General features: G+C 69.1%; 15 protein-coding genes. 4 read left to right on the forward strand and 11 right to left on the reverse strand.

Going from position 1 to position 16919, the window contains the following annotated elements; translation table 11 throughout:
* Window positions 1–5: 5 nt before the first annotated feature.
* Window positions 6–2528 carry a bifunctional lysylphosphatidylglycerol flippase/synthetase MprF gene (gene mprF, locus QT386_RS20880; RefSeq protein WP_289275684.1) on the reverse strand — a complete coding sequence of 841 codons (2523 nt, stop codon included), beginning with the start codon at window positions 2526–2528 and terminating at the stop codon, window positions 6–8.
* 236 nt (window positions 2529–2764) lie between these two features.
* On the opposite strand from mprF, the gene QT386_RS20885 reads away from it, so the two are divergent.
* Together QT386_RS20885 and QT386_RS20890 are read left to right on the forward strand one after the other, a co-directional pair.
* The gene (locus tag QT386_RS20885) at window positions 2765–4234 is read left to right on the forward strand and encodes a DUF3336 domain-containing protein (RefSeq protein WP_289275685.1); all 1470 of its coding nucleotides are present in this window, start codon (window positions 2765–2767) and stop codon (window positions 4232–4234) included.
* Window positions 4235–4450: 216 nt separating this feature from the next.
* Entirely contained in the window at window positions 4451–5101 is a 651-nt protein-coding gene (locus QT386_RS20890) for a TetR/AcrR family transcriptional regulator (protein ID WP_289275686.1), read from the forward strand.
* Window positions 5102–5120: 19 nt separating this feature from the next.
* On the opposite strand, the gene QT386_RS20895 is transcribed toward QT386_RS20890, so the two are convergent.
* The 3 genes from QT386_RS20895 to QT386_RS20905 all read right to left on the reverse strand — a co-directional run bounded on the left by QT386_RS20895 (window position 5121) and on the right by QT386_RS20905 (window position 7122).
* On the reverse strand, window positions 5121–5510 hold the full coding sequence (locus tag QT386_RS20895) for a hypothetical protein (protein WP_289275687.1): 390 nt from the start codon (window positions 5508–5510) through the stop codon (window positions 5121–5123).
* 223 nt (window positions 5511–5733) lie between these two features.
* Window positions 5734–6132: a large-conductance mechanosensitive channel protein MscL gene (gene mscL, locus QT386_RS20900; RefSeq protein WP_289275688.1), complete on the reverse strand. Its 399-nt coding sequence runs from the start codon at window positions 6130–6132 to the stop codon at window positions 5734–5736.
* Between the two features lie 120 nt (window positions 6133–6252).
* Entirely contained in the window at window positions 6253–7122 is an 870-nt protein-coding gene (locus tag QT386_RS20905; protein WP_289275689.1) for an SDR family oxidoreductase, read from the reverse strand.
* Between QT386_RS20905 and QT386_RS20910 the strand changes: the two genes are divergently transcribed.
* The gene (locus tag QT386_RS20910; RefSeq protein WP_289275690.1) at window positions 7121–8146 is read left to right on the forward strand and encodes a 2Fe-2S iron-sulfur cluster-binding protein; all 1026 of its coding nucleotides are present in this window, start codon (window positions 7121–7123) and stop codon (window positions 8144–8146) included. The two genes, QT386_RS20905 and QT386_RS20910, sit on opposite strands and share 2 nt — an antisense overlap.
* A 62-nt stretch (window positions 8147–8208) precedes the next feature.
* On the opposite strand, the gene QT386_RS20915 is transcribed toward QT386_RS20910, so the two are convergent.
* From QT386_RS20915 to QT386_RS20940, 6 genes are all read right to left on the reverse strand, one after another.
* Window positions 8209–9396 carry a heme biosynthesis HemY N-terminal domain-containing protein gene (locus QT386_RS20915; RefSeq protein ID WP_289275691.1) on the reverse strand — a complete coding sequence of 396 codons (1188 nt, stop codon included), beginning with the start codon at window positions 9394–9396 and terminating at the stop codon, window positions 8209–8211.
* Window positions 9393–10478, reverse strand: coding sequence for a uroporphyrinogen-III C-methyltransferase (locus QT386_RS20920; RefSeq protein ID WP_289275692.1), 1086 nt, complete (start codon window positions 10476–10478; stop codon window positions 9393–9395). Before QT386_RS20920 ends, QT386_RS20915 begins: the two co-directional genes overlap by 4 nt.
* Window positions 10475–11236, reverse strand: a complete 762-nt coding sequence (locus QT386_RS20925; RefSeq protein ID WP_289275693.1) for a uroporphyrinogen-III synthase — start codon at window positions 11234–11236, stop codon at window positions 10475–10477. Before QT386_RS20925 ends, QT386_RS20920 begins: the two co-directional genes overlap by 4 nt.
* Window positions 11233–12156 (reverse strand): hydroxymethylbilane synthase, encoded by a 924-nt coding sequence (gene hemC / locus QT386_RS20930; protein ID WP_289275694.1) that lies wholly within the window; start codon window positions 12154–12156, stop codon window positions 11233–11235. Before hemC ends, QT386_RS20925 begins: the two co-directional genes overlap by 4 nt.
* Window positions 12157–12438: 282 nt before the next feature.
* Window positions 12439–13185, reverse strand: coding sequence for a LytTR family DNA-binding domain-containing protein (locus QT386_RS20935; RefSeq protein ID WP_289275695.1), 747 nt, complete (start codon window positions 13183–13185; stop codon window positions 12439–12441).
* A gap of 3 nt (window positions 13186–13188) precedes the next feature.
* Complete coding sequence (locus QT386_RS20940) at window positions 13189–14280, reverse strand: histidine kinase (protein WP_289275696.1); 1092 nt, start codon at window positions 14278–14280, stop codon at window positions 13189–13191.
* A 109-nt stretch (window positions 14281–14389) separates the two neighbouring features.
* Between QT386_RS20940 and argH the strand changes: the two genes are divergently transcribed.
* A complete protein-coding gene (argH, locus tag QT386_RS20945) occupies window positions 14390–15772 on the forward strand; it encodes an argininosuccinate lyase (RefSeq protein WP_289275697.1) in 1383 nt (460 codons plus the stop codon).
* A 67-nt stretch (window positions 15773–15839) separates the two neighbouring features.
* Here argH and QT386_RS20950 read toward each other — a convergent pair whose 3' ends face one another.
* A complete protein-coding gene (locus QT386_RS20950) occupies window positions 15840–16916 on the reverse strand; it encodes an alpha/beta fold hydrolase (protein WP_289275698.1) in 1077 nt (358 codons plus the stop codon).
* Window positions 16917–16919 lie beyond the last annotated feature (3 nt).

A 16919-nucleotide genomic window follows, 5' to 3' on the forward strand; every position in this document is an offset into this window, starting at 1 on the left:
ATTTTTCACTTGGCGATCACTCCACGCAGTCCGCCGCTGGCCAGGGCCGCGATGTCCATCAGCGCCAGCAGCGGCTGCAGGCCACCCGGCGCGCAGAGATAGCGCGGCTCCCACTCAGGAGCGAATTTTTCCTTGAAGGCGCGCAGGCCCTGGAAGTTGTAGAAGGGCTCGCCATGGCCGAACAGCAGGCTGCCGAAACGGTGCCAGCGCGGCGCCAGCGGATGCCTGGCGAAGCCCGACAGCGGCGCCATGCCCAGGCCGAAGCGGCCGTAGCCCTCGGCCTGGTAGTGCAGCAGCATGCGCACGAACAGGTAGTCCATGGCGCCCCGCGGCGCATCGGCGCCGTAGCGCATCAGGTCCACCGCGATCTCCTCGCGCTGGCCCGTCATCAGCAGGTTGGCGAAGGCCACCGGCTTTCCGTCCTTCAGCGCCAGTGCCACCGGCGAGCGCTGCAGGTAGTCGGGCAGGAAGGCGCCGAGCGAGAAGGACTTCTCGCGGGTGTCGTGATGGTCCAGCCAGGCGTCGGAGATGGCGCGCAGCTGCGGCAGCAGCGCCGGCACCTCGGCGGCGGGCACCACCTGGAAGGACAGGCCATCACGCTCGCCCTTGCTGACCGCGTGGCGCAGGTGCGCCAGCTTGGAGCCCTTGGTGGAGAAGGTCTTGAGATCGACGCTGGCGTATTCGCCGAGCTTGTAGGCGCGCAGGCCGGCGTCGAGGTACAGCGACAGCTGCTCCGGCGGCACCTGGTAGAACACCGCGCGCCCGCCGTGCTCGTCGGCCAGCTCGATGAAACGCCAGACCAGCTCGGCCCATTCCTCGCGCGAACCGACCGGGTCGTACAGCGAGACCCAGCTGCGGTTGCGCTTGCCGTACATGATGAAGCTCTTGCCGGACTCGGAGAACAGGAAGCTCTTGTCGCCGGTCAGCGCCAGGCCGGCGGACACTACCGGCTGCGCCTGCAGCACGGCGGCGGCGCGCTCCAGCTCCGCGCTGCTGGGCGCGGCGACGCGGCCGGAGGCAGGGCGGAACAACTGCCACAGCGCGAAACCCAGAGCCGCCAGCACCACCGCCAGCAGCGCGCGCAGGCCCCGCGGCGCGTGGCCGTCGATCTGGAACTGCCACCACAGCTGGCTGGTGTAGGGCACGTCCTGGTAGACGAAGAACAGCAACCACCACACGGCGGCCACGACGATGCCCACCGTCATCAGCCAGGGCCAGCTCAGCACGCCCGCGAACAGCGAGGCGCGGCGGTCGAACTCGCGGCGGCTGGCCAGCAGTACCAGGAGCAGGAAACCCAGTACCACCATCTCGCTCAGGGCCACGCCCTTGGGCAGGGCCAGCCAGAAGTTGAGCACGGTGATCAGCACCGCGGTCCACCAGGCGGCGTCAAGGCGATGCAGCAGGCCGCGCGCCACGAACAGCAGCACCAGGCCGGCGATGCTACCGAGGAAGTGCGCCGCCTCCACCACCTCCAACGGCACCTTCAGCGCCAGCAGCTCGGTGGCTTCGTCGGTGGCCGGCGTCACGCCGGACACCAGCAACATGACGCCGACGACGAAGGTCAGCGTCGACAGGAACAGCGGGGTCAGTTGCGTAGCGGCGCGGCCCACGCGCTGCGCCACACCGACGCGCAGTTCGTTCCATGCCAGCAGGCCCACGGCGACGAACAGCGGCAGCAGGAAGTAGATGGCGCGGTACAGCACCAGCGCGCCGGCCACCTGCTCCAGCGGCGCATGGCCACGATAGGCCAGCAGGATCACCGCCTCGAACACGCCCAGTCCGCCGGGCACGTGGCTGATCACGCCCAGGGTGATGGCGATGGCGTAGAACGCGGTCAGCGCCGGGAAGCCAACGTCGCTCTGCGGCATCAGGAACCACAGCGCCGCCGCCGCGGCCAGGATGTCCAGCGCCGAGAACAGCAGTTGCGCCGATGCCAGGCCCGGTCCGGGCAGACGCAGGGTCCAGCGATCGAACAGGCTCAGCTCGCGGCGCCAGGCGCAGAGCGCGATGAAGGCCGCGGTGCAGATCAGGATGGCCGCCGCGATCAGCTCCAGGCCGGCGGCGGGAATGCGGGCGATGGACTCGATCTCGCCGGCACCCCAGAGCAGGGCCGCGGCGCCCACGGCGACGATGCCGCCGCCGAAGGCCAGGGCGATGAAGGCGATCAGCTGGCCGATGCGCCCGGTGTCGATGCCGGCGGCGGCATATAGACGCATGCGCACGGCGCCGCCAGTCAGCACGCCCAGGCCCACGGTGTTGCCCAGGGCATAGCCGCTGAAGGAGGCCAGGGCCAGCACCCGCGGCGGCACCCGGGCGCCGACATAGCGCAGGCCGGACCAGTCGTAGCCCATCAGGGCGACGTAGCTGGCCGCCGTGGCCAGCAGGGCCAGGCCGATGTGGCTGGCCGGCGTGTTGCGCACCACCGCCGCCAGCTCGGCGTAGCTCACCTCCCGCAGCAGCAGGCGGATGGCGGCCAGCACCAGGACCGTCAGCAGCAGGGCGCCGATGGCCGGGAGCCAGCCGCGCAAACGTGGCCAGAGGCCTTCGGCCGGGGGGGCGGAGGGGGTCGGCGTGGGCGCGGCGGGCCTTGCGGACATGAGAGGGGTGACGATCAAGAGACCGGCAAGGCCGGCGGAGGCGGATATTCTGTCACCGCGGGCATGCGGTTTGTATGGCTCCGGGAGGCCGACCAGGCAGCCATCACCCACCATCCCCAGCTTTTGTTTACTGCCAGCGCCCGGCTTAGCCCTTAGACTGTGCCCCCATGCGAAACCCGCCCCGACACTCCGAACAGCTGATCCAGCGCCTGCGCCGGGACCTGGACCAGGCCCCCGACTATGCCGCCTGGAAACAGATCGCCGAGGAGCTGGACCGCCTGGAAGGCGGCGAGGCCTGGCGCCTGGACGATACCTGCGCGGATTTCGATCACCTGTTGATCAAGGAACGCCTGGCCGGCATGCGCGAGCTGCGCCGCCAGGGCGACGCCCGGCAGCTGGCCTTCAACCTCTACGAGGGCCTGCACGGCAACCTGGGCAATATCTCCAACCCGGTGCTGTACCAGGTGGCCCGCGGCGGAACCAAACGACTGGTCGAGGAATACCTGGACGAGGTCGCCCGCTGCCTGGACTACCTCTGCGCCGGCGATTTCGCCAACTTCAGTCACGACGACAAGATCGTCTTCTTCAAGCGCACCGGCACGGTCTTCGGCCGGTCCGCGCTGATGCTGTCCGGCGGCGCCACCCTGGGCATGTTCCACCTGGGCGTGATCAAGGCGCTGCACGAGCAGGGCCTGCTGCCGCGCGTGATCTCCGGCTCCTCGGCCGGCTCGATCATCGCCAGCGTGGTGGGGTCGCGCTCCGACGCCGAGCTCGGTCGCATCTTCGAACCCGACGGTCTCGACATCGCCGCCTTCCAGCGCTTCGGCCTGCGCAATGCCCTGAGCGGCAAGGCGCTGATGGACCCTGCGCAGCTGGAACGCTGCGTCGGCGTGAACATCGGCGACCTCAGCTTCTTGGAGGCCTTCGAGCGCTCGCGCCGCATCGTCGGCATCACCATCTCGCCGGCCGACCCGCACCACCAGGGCCGCCTGCTCAACTACCTGTCGGCACCGCATGTGCTGATGCGCAAGGCGGTGATGGCGTCCTGCGCGGTACCGGGGGTGTTCCCGCCGGTGATGCTGGAGGCGCGCAATTACGACGACCAGATCGTGCCCTACATGCCGGCCAAGCGCTGGATCGACGGCACGCTGTCCAACGACCTGCCGATGCTGCGCGTGGCGCGCCTGCACAACGTCAACCACTACATCGTCAGCCAGACCAATCCGCACATCGTGCCTTTCATGTCGGAGAAGATCCTGGAGCCCAAGCGCGGCATCGCGCCGCTGGCCAAGGAGCTGATCGCCCAGGGCAGCCGCGGCGCGCTGCAGCTGGCGCGCAAGCACCTGGACCCCTACGGCAGCGGGCGTGTGATCAACAAGGTCGACTCGATGATGCGCCAGCGCTACAGCGGCGACATCAACATCCTGCCGCAGCACACGCCGCGGCACCTGCTCAAGCTCTTCGCCAACCTCAGCCAGGACGACCTGCAGTCCTACATCCGCGAGGGCGAGCGCGCCACCTGGCGCCAGATCGAGCGCATCCGCTACCAGACGCGCATCTCGCGCGCCTTCGAGGACTGCCTCAAGCTGCTCAAGGACCGCCACCCCTCGGCGGCACGCCTGCAGGCCTTCGGCTGAGCCCTGCGCCGGCTCCTGGCCGGTAAAGACACAGGCGCTCCTTGCTGTGCTCTCGAAAGTGGGCGGAAAAATCGAGACTTTTGGCCCAGAATGCTGGAATACCCGCTGCTAGTATCAAAGCGGGGTCCCGCCTTGGGGGGCGGGCCTGCAAAACCTTTGGGGACGAATCGCGGCATGGCCGCAGCAGGCAAGGACAAAAGTGGTACGGGGGGGCAAATGACGGATCTTTCGATAGCACCGGTGCGGGCTGCTTCCGCGCCGATCGTGCCGGTGACGGCGCGTGGCGAGGCAACCCGGCGCAAGCTGATGGAAGCGGCGGAAAAGGACTTCGGCGAGAAGGGCTTCTATGCTGCCTCGGTCAGTTCGATCACGCATCGCGCGGGCGTCGGCCAAGGCACCTTCTATCTCTACTTCCGCAGCAAGGAAGAGATCTTCGCCATGCTGGTCAGCGAGATCGGGCAGGAATTGCGCCGCCGCATGTCCGGCGCCATCAGCAGCTCCGCGACCCTGGAGGAAGCCACGCAGGGCGGCATCAGCGCCTTCCTGGCCTTTGCACAGAAGCATCAGGGGCTGTTCCGCATCGTGCAGGAGTCGCAGTTCGTCGACGAGCCGAGCTACCGCGAGTACTACCACCTGCTTGAGCAGAGCTGCCGCGCCGGCCTGATGGAAGCGCAGCAGCGGGGCTATATCGGCGCCGGGGACGCGGAGGTGCGGGCCTGGGCGATCATCGGCATCACCCACTTCCTGGGGCTGCGCTACTGCCTGTGGCAGGGCCGCCTGCCGGAGGACGCCGTGCTGCAGGATGTCACGCAGTTCATCTCGCAGGCGCTGCACTCACCGCGCCGGGATACGCTGCCCTCGTTCTAGGTCAGCGCGTCGGCTCACGCTAGAAAAGATCGGTCTTGCGCCGGCCGTAGTCACCTTCCGGCGCCGGAGCCTCGCTGCGCCGCAGGCTGCTGGCCGCCGGGGCAGGCTTCCTGGGCGACAGCAGGGCCGCCAGCATGCCGCGCGGGGCTTCCGCCCGGCGCCCGCTGCGCAGTCGCTCATGGCCGCGCGGGGTCAGGATCAGGACCGGGCCCTCGGACTCTTCGTCGAGCTCGAGTTCGCCGTCGAACACCAGCCCGCGGACCGCCTGCGTCAGGTCGCCCCGCCGCAGCTGTGTCTGCGGCCAGTCGGCACGCAGGGTCTCCAGCGGCAACTGCCCGCCGACCGGCACCTGCCGATCCGCGAAGATCTGCAGCACCGCCGTCTCGATCACGTCCTCGTCAACGCTCACCCGCTCCTCCAGAAAACCGTGCCGCCGTCCTGGCTCCAGCCCGATGGCCGCTACCTTAGCGCAAGAGACACTGCGTGCCTGTAGGGGTTTTGTCGTGTGGGGACCAAAGGAAGCGCCGAGCCGGTGGACGGCCGGCGCCATCAGGCAAAGCGCCATGCCGATGCCCGCCATGCTTGACACCCTGGCCCCCTGCAGAACGGGGCCGGGGTGTGATCAGGCCCGCCTACTTCTTCAGCAGGTCGCGGATTTCCATCAGCAGCTTTTCCTGGGCCGTCGGTGCGGGCGGCTCGGCCGGCTTGGCGGCTTCCTGGTGGCGCAGGCGATTGATGCCCTTCACCAGCATGAAGATGACGAAGGCGATGATGGCGAAGTCGAAGCAGACCTGGATGAACTTACCGTAGGCCAGCACCACCGCCGGCGTGTCGCCGACCGCGTCCTTGAGCACCCAACCGAGCTTGCTGAAATCGATGCCCGCCAGCGCCAAGCCCAGCGGAGGCATGATGATGTCGGCCACCAGCGAGGACACGATCTTGCCGAATGCGGCGCCGATGACGACACCGACGGCCAGGTCGACGACGTTGCCGCGCATCGCAAACTGGCGGAACTCGCTCATCATGCTCATGGTTTCTTCCTTCTGTTTGATGGGAAACGCGTTCAGCCCGAACGCTGCGCGGATTTTAACCTTGACATCGAATGATGTTGTGATTTTATTTTTACCAAAAATAAAATATTTAATAATTAATCACAAACAGGAGGCGAGCCCCGAGGCTAGATCGGGGTAGCGGGGAGAAAAACGCAGCTCCTCGAGCATGCGCCCCGTCTTGAGCCGCTTGGACTCTTCCATGAAGGACCACATTGCCGGGGTGAACACCTGGCGCGCTTCTTCCATCGACACCTGCGGCGGCGGCGGCAGGTCCAGCAGTGCGGCGCAGCGCGTGAAGTAGTCGCACATCGTGGTGGGGTTGCCGTCGGCGACGTTGTAGGCGGCACCGGGCCGGCCCCAGGCCGCGGCATGCAGGGCCGCCTCGGCCAGATCATCGGCGTGGATGCGGTTGGTGTACGGCGACTCCGCGTGCCGCACCACCGGCAAGCCCTGCGCCAGGCGTTCGCGCGGCAGGCGGCCGGGCCCGTAGATGCCGGGCACGCGCAGGATCACCACCTCGCTGCGCTGGCTCGCGGCATGTTCGCCCAGGGCTGTCTCGGCATCCAGCCGCCGCTGCGCCCGGGCACTGACCGGCTGCAGCGGCGCGTCCTCGTCGATCCAGCGGCCGCCGCAGTCGCCATAGACCCCGGAGGTGGAGATGTAGACGATGCGCCGCGTCGAGGGGCGCGATGCCAGCCAGCGCCGCAGCCGCGTGTCCTGCGCGCCGGCCGCAGGCGGCGGCGCGAACCAGAACAGCAGGGGTGTGTCCAAGACCGGAGCCTCGGCGTCGAGATCGGCCTGCACGGTCTCCAGGCCCTGTGCGCGCAAGGCATGAGCGGCTGGAAGCGAGCGAACGATTGCCGTAACCTCGCGGCCCATCGCCCGCAGGCGCCGCGCCACGCGCTGGCCGATGTCGCCACAACCGATGATGGCCGCCCGGCGCGGCAGGATTTCTTCGAGAGTCTTCATGCACCAAGTCTATCTGGCCGGACGCGACAACTCCTTCGCCGCCGGTGCGGATGAGCCGGTGCTGGAGGCAGGCCTGCGCCAGCACCTGACCCTGCCCTTCGGCTGCAAGTCCGGCGGCTGCGGCTCCTGCCGCGTGCGCCTGCTGCAGGGCGAGGTCCAGCACCGGGTGCCGCCGCCGGCGCTGTCGCAGGCGGAACTGGATGCGGGTTATATCCTGATGTGCCTGGCCGAGGCGCGCAGCGACCTGGTGCTGGACCTGCACCAGCCGGCGCGCCTAGAGCGGCTGCGCCCGCGCCAGTTGCCGGTGCGCGCGCAAGCCCGTACACCGCTGTCGCACGACGTCATCGGCCTGACGCTGAAGCTGCCGCGCGGCGAAAGCTTCGACTACGTGCCCGGCCAGTACCTGGATTTCCTGCTGGAGGACGGCAAGCGCCGCAGCTTCTCCATTGCCAGTGCGCCGAATGGCGAGACCCTGGAACTGCACCTGCGCATCGCGCCCGGCGGACGCTTCGCGCAGTGGGTGCGCGACCAGATGCCGGACCGCGCGATCCTGCGCATCGAGGGGCCGCTGGGCGCGTTCTACCTGCGCGAGGACTCAGACCGGCCGATGCTGCTGATGGCCGGCGGCACGGGCTTCGCGCCGATCAAGGCGATGCTGGAGGACCAGCTCGCGCGCGGACTGAAGCGCCCCGCTCACCTGTTCTGGGGCGTGCGCTGCCGCGAGGATCTCTATCTCGACGCGCTGGCCCGGCGCTGGGCGGAGGAGCAGCCGCTGTTCCAATACACGCCGGTGCTGTCCGACCCTGACGCGGGCTGGCCAGGCGAGCGCGGTTTCGTGCACGAGGCCCTGCTGCGCGCCTATCCGCGGCTGGACGCCCACGAGGTCTACATGTCGGGGCCACCGGTGATGGTGCGCAGCGGCAAGGACGCCTTCACGGCGGCCGGGCTCGATCCCGACCACCTGTTCTACGATTCCTTCGATTACGCCTTCGAAACCTGGCCGACGCAGAATCCCGCGCCTTGAAAGCAGACCAGGGCCTGTTGACGCCATCAACATCGCTGCGATGTTCACGGCGTCAACAGGCCCTAAAGCGATGCTGCCAGCTCCAGGCCCATGCGGGTGTACTTCTCGGCCTCGGCGCGCTGCTGCGTGGCCTCGCAGACGCGGGCCAGTTCCAGGTAAGCAATCGGCGTCGGTTGCTGCCGTACCGCCGCTTCAAGATAGCTGCGCGCCTTGCCCCAGAGCTTGTTGCGCAGGCAGACCTGCCCGGCGGCGAGCTGCGCCTCGGGATATTCGCCGTAGCGTCCCAGCCACTGCTCGATCGTGGCCAACTGGCCCAGGGGATCGGCGGCCTCCAGGCTGCCGTAAAGCCGCATCAGCTCCGCATCCCAGGCGCGCCCCAGGGCGGCGGCGATGACGGACAGCGCCTCGGCGGCTGCATTGAGCCGCGCCAGGCCCCGCGCGTATTCGCGCAGCAGCGCGGGGTCTTCGCGCAGGTCGCGGCCGGCCTGTTCCCACAGCGTCTTGAGCTGGTCGAGGTTGGCGGCCTGCACCGCCGCGCGCAGGCGATGGTGCAGGGTTTCGGATGCCAGCTCGCGCAGGCGCAGGGGCGACAGCGACGCCGTGGTCTCGGGCTGCTGCAGTACCGTGCCCAGCGACTCCCAATCGCCAAGCGCGAGATGGCATTCGGCCAGTAGCTCCAGCGGATACGGATGCCGCGGGTCTTGCTCGCGCAGCTCCAGTGCGCTGTCGCGCGCCTCGGCGTAGTCGCCCCGGGCCCGCTGCAGCTCCGCACGCGTCAGCAGCGAGGCAAAGCGCGCCTCCGGATCGCCCTGGGCCGCCAGGCGCAAGTAATGCTCGCGACGGTCGGACGCGCCGAGCTGCTGCGCCGCCTTGGCCGCGGCCAGGTAGTTGAGGTGGGCCGCGCGGTGATCCGCAGCCCGGCGCACCATCTCGATCTCCGCCTGGCGCCAGTGGCCTTCCATCAGGCGCAGCATCCCGGCCTCGAAGGAATCGCGCGCCAGGTCTGCGCGGCGGCGCTCCATGGCCCGGCGCACGCGCCAGGGCAGGCCGGCGCCGGCCACCAGCAGCTGGTAGCCGTAGTACAGGCCGCAGATGATCACGAACACCGCGCCGACGAAGCCGAACAGCGAGGTCTCGAGCAGCCAGCGGCCGTGGGTGATCATCACGTAGCCGGTGTCGGCGCGCAGCAGGTAGGCCGCGACGCTGCCCAGGGCCAGCGCCAGCACGGCCAGCAGCAGCCAGCGGATCATCTTGCGGGGACGTCCATGTGGGCGCGCAGAAGCGCCAGGCTGCGCGTGATCTCGGGCAGCGGGGGCGACAGCTGAAGCTGCTGCAGGCGGTCCAGGTCGGCCAGAGCGCCGCGCACCGCCGGGTCTTCCTCGCGGAAGTACTGGTGCAGCCAGGCGGCCGCGCCGGCGCCGGCATCGCGGAAGGACACCGTGTCGCCACGCAGCAGCGCGGCACGGGCCGCTTCCAGGCGCAGCATCAGCACGTGGTGCACCAGCGCCTCGTCCTGCGGCGCCAGCAGGCGCGCTTCCGGCCCCTGGTTGCGGCGCAGCGTGAACATGCCGCGCAGGGCCTGCGTGACCGATGCCTTGAAGCGCTCCCAGCGCGTGCTGTCGGCCACGGCGGCGGCCGGGCCGCGCACGGCGGATTCATAGTGGTCCGGTGCACGAGCGCGCAGCGGCAACTGCTCCGCACGGGCCGCCAGGCTCGACAGCGACAGCGCCGCGCCGGCGTAGTCCGGTTGCGGCACCGCCTGCAGCGCGGTGCGCTCCTCGGCGATGGCCTGCCGCACGTTGAACAGGCGCGGATCGCGCAGGCCGGCGATGCGCTGGTCCGCCTCCTGCAGGGCCACCAGGGCGGAGGCCGGGTCGCGTGCGATCTGCAGCCGGTCGTTGGCCAGCAGCAGCAGGTTCTCGATGGAGGCCATCACGAAGCGGTTGCGCCCGCCCGCGACTTGCTCGTTGAGGTTGCCGACGACCTGATCGTGCTCGTCGATGCGGCGGCTGAAATCGGCGATCTCGGCGCTGTTGCGCTGCAGGACCGCCGCCAGGTCGGCCTGGCGCGTGTCCATGGCCTTGGCCTGCGTCTCCAGCAGGGCCAGGTTGCGCGACAGGCGCCCGATCAGTTCCTCGTGCCGCGAGTTGTCCTTCACCAGGCTCTGCTGCTGTTGCCAGACCCAGAAGGCGGCGGCGGCCACCGCAGACACCACGATCAGCAGCAACAGCAGGGCCAGGCCGCGACGGCGGCGCGGAGCGGCGGGGACAGGAGGGGCGGACGGCGTGGGCGTCGGTTCCGCGGGGTCGGTCGGCGTCGGTGTGGTCGTCATGGTCGTTGATCGGCCCACCAGCGCTCCAGACAGCGCAGGTAGGCAGCATCGGAAACCTGTTCGGGGACAAGCGGCGACTCGAACCCGGACTCGAGGGCCTGTTCTACCACACGCGCCGACGGCAGGACCAGCTTGCGCCGCAGCAACAGCTCCATCGCGGGCTCCGGCGTCAGCGCCAGCAACTGGCGCAGCGCCTCGCCGCTAGTGAGCAGGATCGCGGCCGATGCACGCAGGGCCTCAACCACCTGTGCCGGCGCATGGGCCACCGACTGGCGCCGGTAGACCTCGGCCACCCCCACCGTCGCTCCGCGCTCGCGCAGGCCCGCCGCGATGGTACCCAGACCCTCGGCCCCGGTCACCAGCAGGAAGCGCTGGCCCGTGGGCTGCAGCAGGGACGGATGGCTTAGCAGGCTCTCGCCGGAGTACAGGCCCGCCGGAATCGTCGCCGTCAGGCCCAGTTCCTCCAGGGCCGCGGCGGTGGCGGCGCCCACCGCGTAGAGACGCGTCGGCCAACGCCCGGCGTCCAGGCGCCGCGCGCAGCGCACGGCGTTGCGGCTGGTGAAGATCCAGGCCTGCGCGTCGCGTGCTTCATTGAAAAGCTGGAGCAGCGCCGGGGCCGCGCGCGCCGGCTCGATCGCCAGCAGCGGCAGGCGCCGCACCTCGGCCCCCTGCGCCTGCAGCAGGCGGCACAGCGGCTCGGCCTGCTCCGCGGGGCGCGTCACCATCACGCCCAGCCCCGCCAGCGGCGCCAGGGTCACACCGGGATTCCCAGTTGCCGCAGGATGTCGCCGGCGCCCTGGTCGAGCAGGCGCTGGGCCAGCTCCTCGCCCAGTGCCTCGGCGCGCGCCTGGGTGCCGCGCAGCTCGTCGCGGATCACGCGGCTGCCGTCGGGGGCGCCGACCAGCCCGCGCAGGCGGACCTCCGAGCCCAGCACCTCGGCATGTCCTGCCACCGGCACCTGGCAGGCGCCGCCAAGCCTGGCGTTCATCGCGCGCTCTGCCATCAAGCGCGTATAGCTGCGCGCATCGTGCAGCGGCATCAGCAGCCGCCGCGTGCGCTCGTCGTGCTCGCGGCACTCGATGCCGACGATGCCCTGGCCGATGGCCGGCAGGAAGCGGTCCGCCGACATGCGCTCGCGGATGCGCTCCGCCAGCCCCAGGCGGATCAGGCCCGCGCTGGCCAGCATGATCGCCTCGAACTGTCCTTCGTCCAGCTTGCGCAGACGCGTGCCGACGTTGCCGCGCAGGTCCCGGATCACCAGGTCCGGCCGCAGCGAGCGCAGCTGCGCCTGCCGACGCAGGCTGGAGGTGCCCACCACCGCGCCCTGCGGCAGCGCGTCGAGCGAAGCATGGGTGTTGGAGACGAAGGCGTCCGAGGGGTCTTCGCCAGCCAGGAAGGCGCTGAGGCAGAGGCCTTCCGGCTGCTTCACCGGCACGTCCTTCATGGAGTGCACCGCGATGTCCGCTCGCCCCTCCAGCATGGCCTGCTCCAGCTCCTTCACGAACAGGCCCTTGCCGCCGATGTTGGCCAGCGGACTGGACAGCATCTGGTCGCCGGCCGTGGTCATGGGGACGAGCTCGACCGCGAGGCCCGCATGGACCTCCTCGAGCCTTGCCTTGACGTGCTCGGCCTGCCAGAGGGCGAGCGGGGATTCGCGGGTGGCGATGCGGAGCAGCATGACGGGACGGAATTCTGGGGGAGTTGGAGGGGATTATCCGCTTTTCTCTCCCGACAGGGGCCGTTCCTTGGGCGCTCCCCGTCTCGGCAACCGCTCCTGCGTTGCCCTACCTCGGGCATCCATGCCCTCGCCAACCCTCTCCCCGCTTGCCGGGAGAGGGAGTAAGAGTGGGGCGTCCCTCGATACACCGCTACGCGGCACTCGGGCTGAACGGTTCAGCAAACACAACGAGAAAAGGCCGGATCGCTCCGGCCTTTTCGTTCGAATCCATCTCCAAAGCACTCAGGCTTCCGTCAGGAACCTGCGCACTTCCGCCAGCCGGCGACGCGACACCGGCAGCGGGTCGCTGGCGTGCTTCATGCGCAACCAGTGGTGCTGGTCGCCGTGGCGATCACGCTCCAGCCCCGCGATGAAACGTGTGGCCACCAGGGCCTTGCGGTGGATGCGGATGAACCAGGGGGCGAAATCCTGCTCCAGGGTCTTGAGCGATTCCTCGATCAGGACCTCGCCGTGCAGGTGCTTGACCGTGGTGTACTTCTGGTCCGCCAGGAAATAGATGATGTCCTCAGCCGGCACGCGCACCAGGCCGTCGCGGTTGGTGGCCAGCACGAACTCGCGCTTGGGCTTGCCGCCCGGCACCGGCGCGGCGACCGGCGCCGGCTTGTGGGCGCGGGTGGGCTTGCGCACGCGCATCAGCGCTTCCTTGAGCTTGTCGACCCGGATCGGCTTGAGCAGGTAGGCCTGGGCGGCGGCGTCGAAGGCCGACAGCGCGTGCTCCGAGTAGGCGGTGGTAAAGATCACCGCCGGCGGTACCTCCAGCTCGGCGAGCTGGCGCGCCACCTGGATGCCGTCCATGCCACCCATGCGGATATCGAGCAGGACCAGGTCCGGCTCCTCGTCGTCGATCACGTCGAGCGCACTTTCGCCGTCGCCGGCCTCGCCCACCACTTCATAGCCGGGGAATTCCGACAACAGTCGCTTCAGGCGCTCTCGGGCCAGCGGCTCATCATCGACGATCACGACGCGCATGCTTCAGTCTCCTTCCGGCTCTTTCTTCGGTTCTCGCGGCAATACCAGGCGGGCCCTGAACACGCCGCCCTCCAGCCGCAGATCGCGGCCCAGTTCCAGCCGCGCGCTGTCACCGTAAATCAGGTTGAGGCGCTGGGCAATATTGTCCACCGCAATGCGGTTGCCTTGCGAGGTCAGCGACTCGCCCTGCGGGATGGGATTGGTGACCTCGATCACGAGCCGCCCGAAGATCTCGCGGCCGGCGATGCGCACCTCGCCGCGCCCGGCCATCCGGGAGATGCCGTGATGCACGGCATTCTCCACCAGGGGCTGCACCACCAGCATCGGCACCGGCCACTCCAGCAGGCGGTCGGGGATGTCCCAGTCGATCTCCAGCTTCTCGCCCAGACGCAGCTTCTCGATGCGCAGGTAGGCGTGGCACAGGCCGATCTCGTCGGCCAGCGGGCCCATCTGGCCGCGCTTCTCCAGGCTGGCACGGAACAGGTCCGACAGGTCCACCACCATGGACTCGGCGTCGTCGGGCTGCACGTGGATCAGCGCCGCGAGGCTGTTGAGGCTGTTGAACAGGAAATGCGGGCGGATGCGCGCATTCAGCGCCTGGTAGCGCGATTCGCCCTCGGCCTTGACCTGCAGGCGCCACTGGTGGCGCACCCAGAAGTAGCGCAGCAGCAGCATGGCCACGATGGCGGCGATGGCGACGTGGCGCAACACGAAATAGACCCGGGGCTCATGGGCCATCAGGCCGTCCCAGCGCAGCACCTCGGTGAAGATCTGGTGCGCGATGGCCGACACCGCCATGACCACCACCACCAGCAGGCCCCAGCAGTAGAAAAACACCACGCCCGGGCGTGCCATCGGGAACCAGCGCCGCGACCAGCACAGCACGGCCGCCGAGCACAGGGCGATCCACTGCAGGTACAGGGACAGCATGGTGAAGGTTTCCAGCGCCTCCTCCCCGCCGTTGCCGCGGCCCAGGGTCAGCACGATGGCCACCAGCTCCATGGTGAACGCCAACGCCAGCACCGATGATCCCTGGCAGAAGTTGGGGATCATGCTGGTGAGCTGCATGGATTGCTGGGGCGTGATGCGTTCCACGTGATTTTCTATATGACTTTATTGTCTTCTGTTATTTATTAGTAACAATCCCGTCAGGACGGGCAACGGCCACGCGCCTATAATCGCGCACTTTTTACCGAGCCACAGCATGTCCTCCGGCAACGCAAAACTCTGGGGCGGACGTTTCGCCGAGTCCACCTCCGCACTGGTCGAGAAATTCTCCGAGTCGGTCAGCTTCGATTCGCGCCTGTACCGCCAGGATATCCGCGGCTCCCAGGCCCATGCCCGCATGCTGGCCAAGGTCGGCGTGCTCAGCGCCGAGGACGCCCAGCGCATCGTCGCCGGCCTGGACACGATCCTTGAGCGGATCGAGTCCGGCCACTTCGAGTGGAGCGAAAAGCTCGAAGACGTGCACATGAACATCGAGGCACGACTGACCGAGGATATCGGCGACGCCGGCAAGCGCCTGCACACCGGCCGCTCGCGCAACGACCAGGTCGCCACCGACCTGCGCCTGTACGTGCGCGACGTGATCGACGACCTGGTGGAGCTGATCGGCCGCCTGGAAGGCGCCCTGCTGGACCTGGCCGAGCGCGAGGCCGACACGGTGATGCCGGGCTTCACCCACCTGCAGATCGCCCAGCCGGTGACCTTCGGGCACCACATGCTGGCCTGGCGCGAGCAGATCCTGCGCGACCGGACGCGCCTGCTGGACTGCCGCAAGCGCATGAACCTGCTGCCGCTGGGCTCGGCGGCGCTGGCCGGCACGGTCTACCCGATCGACCGCCACTACACGGCGGAGCTGCTGGGCTTCGACGGCGTCACCGAGAACTCGCTGGACACGGTCAGCGACCGCGACTTCGCCATTGAATTCTGCGCCGCCGCCAGCCTGATCCTGGTGCACCTGTCGCGCTGGAGCGAGGAGCTGATCCTGTGGTCCACGCCGATGTTCGGCTTCGTGGACCTGCCCGACCGCTTCTGCACCGGCAGCAGCATCATGCCGCAGAAGAAGAACCCGGACGTGCCGGAGTTGGTGCGCGGCAAGACCGGCCGCGTGATCGGCAACCTGCAGGCGCTGCTGGTGCTGATGAAGGGGCAGCCGCTGGCCTACAACCGCGACAACCAGGAAGACAAGCCGCCGCTGTTCGATACCGTGGATACGGTCTCGATCTGCCTGCAGGTCTACGCCGAGATGGTGCCGCACATCGCGGTGAAGCGCGACAACTGCCGCGCCGCCGCCGCCAAGGGCTTCTCCACCGCCACGGACCTGGCCGACTACCTGGTGAAGAAGGGCCTGCCGTTCCGCGACGCGCACCACGCCGTGGGCAGCGCCGTGGGCCACGCCGCGCAGAAGGGCTGCGACCTGTCGGACCTGTCGCTGGAGGAACTGCGCCAGTTTTCGCCGCTGGTGGAGAACGACGTCTACGAGCGCATCACGCTGGAGGGCTCGCTCAACGCCCGCAACCACTACGGCGCCACGGCACCGGCGCAGGTGCGCGCGGCGATCGCCAGGGCCCGGGCGGCGCGCTAGTAACCCTGGCCTGCAACGAAATAGAGCCCGCATCGCGGGCTCTTTTCGTTTGCGGCAGCGGCGAGATTCAGGGCGCCGGGGCTGCCTCGGCGACAGGGGCCTCCGCGGGCGCCGTTTCGGCCGCGGCGCCTTCCGCCGGCGCGGCTTCGCCATCCTGATCTAGCGAGGCCTCGCGGATCGTCGGCGTCACGGCCGGCAGCGCCGGGCCGAGGAAACCCAGCACCGGCTCCACCGTGCGCTTAGGGTCTTCTTCCTGCGGCACGTGGCCCAGGTCGTCGAACATCACCAACTGGCTGCCGGCGATCTCGCGATGGAAGCGCGTGGCGCTGGCCGGCGGGATCAGGCGGTCCTGGCCGCCCCAGAGGATCAGCGTGGGCAGTCGCAGCACGCGGATGCGGCTGGAGGTGTCGCCGCCGTTCTGCGCGAAGCGCTCGCGCAGCGCCTTGCGGTTGCCCTCGCGCAGCGCCAACTCGTAATAGCGGTCGACCAGCTCGTCGGTGACCTTGGACGGGTCGCCGTAGACGTTGCGGACGCTGGAGGCGATCACGCTGCGCGGCAGGGTGCGGTCCATCAGCGGTGCCAGCCAGGGCGTCTGGGCGATGCGGAAGCCCAGCGGCACCGAGTCCGCCGGCAGCGGATAGCCGGAGGCGTCCACCAGCACGATCTTCTGCACGTAGGACGGCAGTGCCAGCGCCGATTCCCAGGCCAGGCGACCGCCGAAGGAGTTGCCGGCGACGATGTAGCCCTCCGCGCCGTAGTGCTCGAACAGCTTCTCCATGAAGCGCATGTAGGCGGCGATGCTGTAGTCGCCGTCCGGTGCCGGGCCGGTCAGGCCGAAGCCCGGCAGGTCCACGCGGATCACGCGGCGCTGGTTCTTGAGAACCTCGGCCCAGCCGTCCCAGGTGTGCAGCGAGGCGGAGGTGCCATGCAGCAGGATCACCGGCACGCGGTCGTTGATCGGGCCCTCGTCGCGCACATGCACGTCCATACCGCCGATCTGGATGAAGGACGAGGGCGGCTTGGCCCAGCGGGCACGCAGTTCGGCCACTGGCCGGTCCGGCGCCCAGTTGGCGGCGACATAGGCGGCGGGCAGGCCCACCAGCAGCAGGGCCAGCACCAGGACCACGACGAGGGAACGCTTCATAGG

Origin of the sequence: Solimonas sp. SE-A11, assembly GCF_030345715.1 — a bacterium.
In the GTDB taxonomy this organism is placed as follows: Bacteria; Pseudomonadota; Gammaproteobacteria; order Nevskiales; family Nevskiaceae; genus Solimonas_A.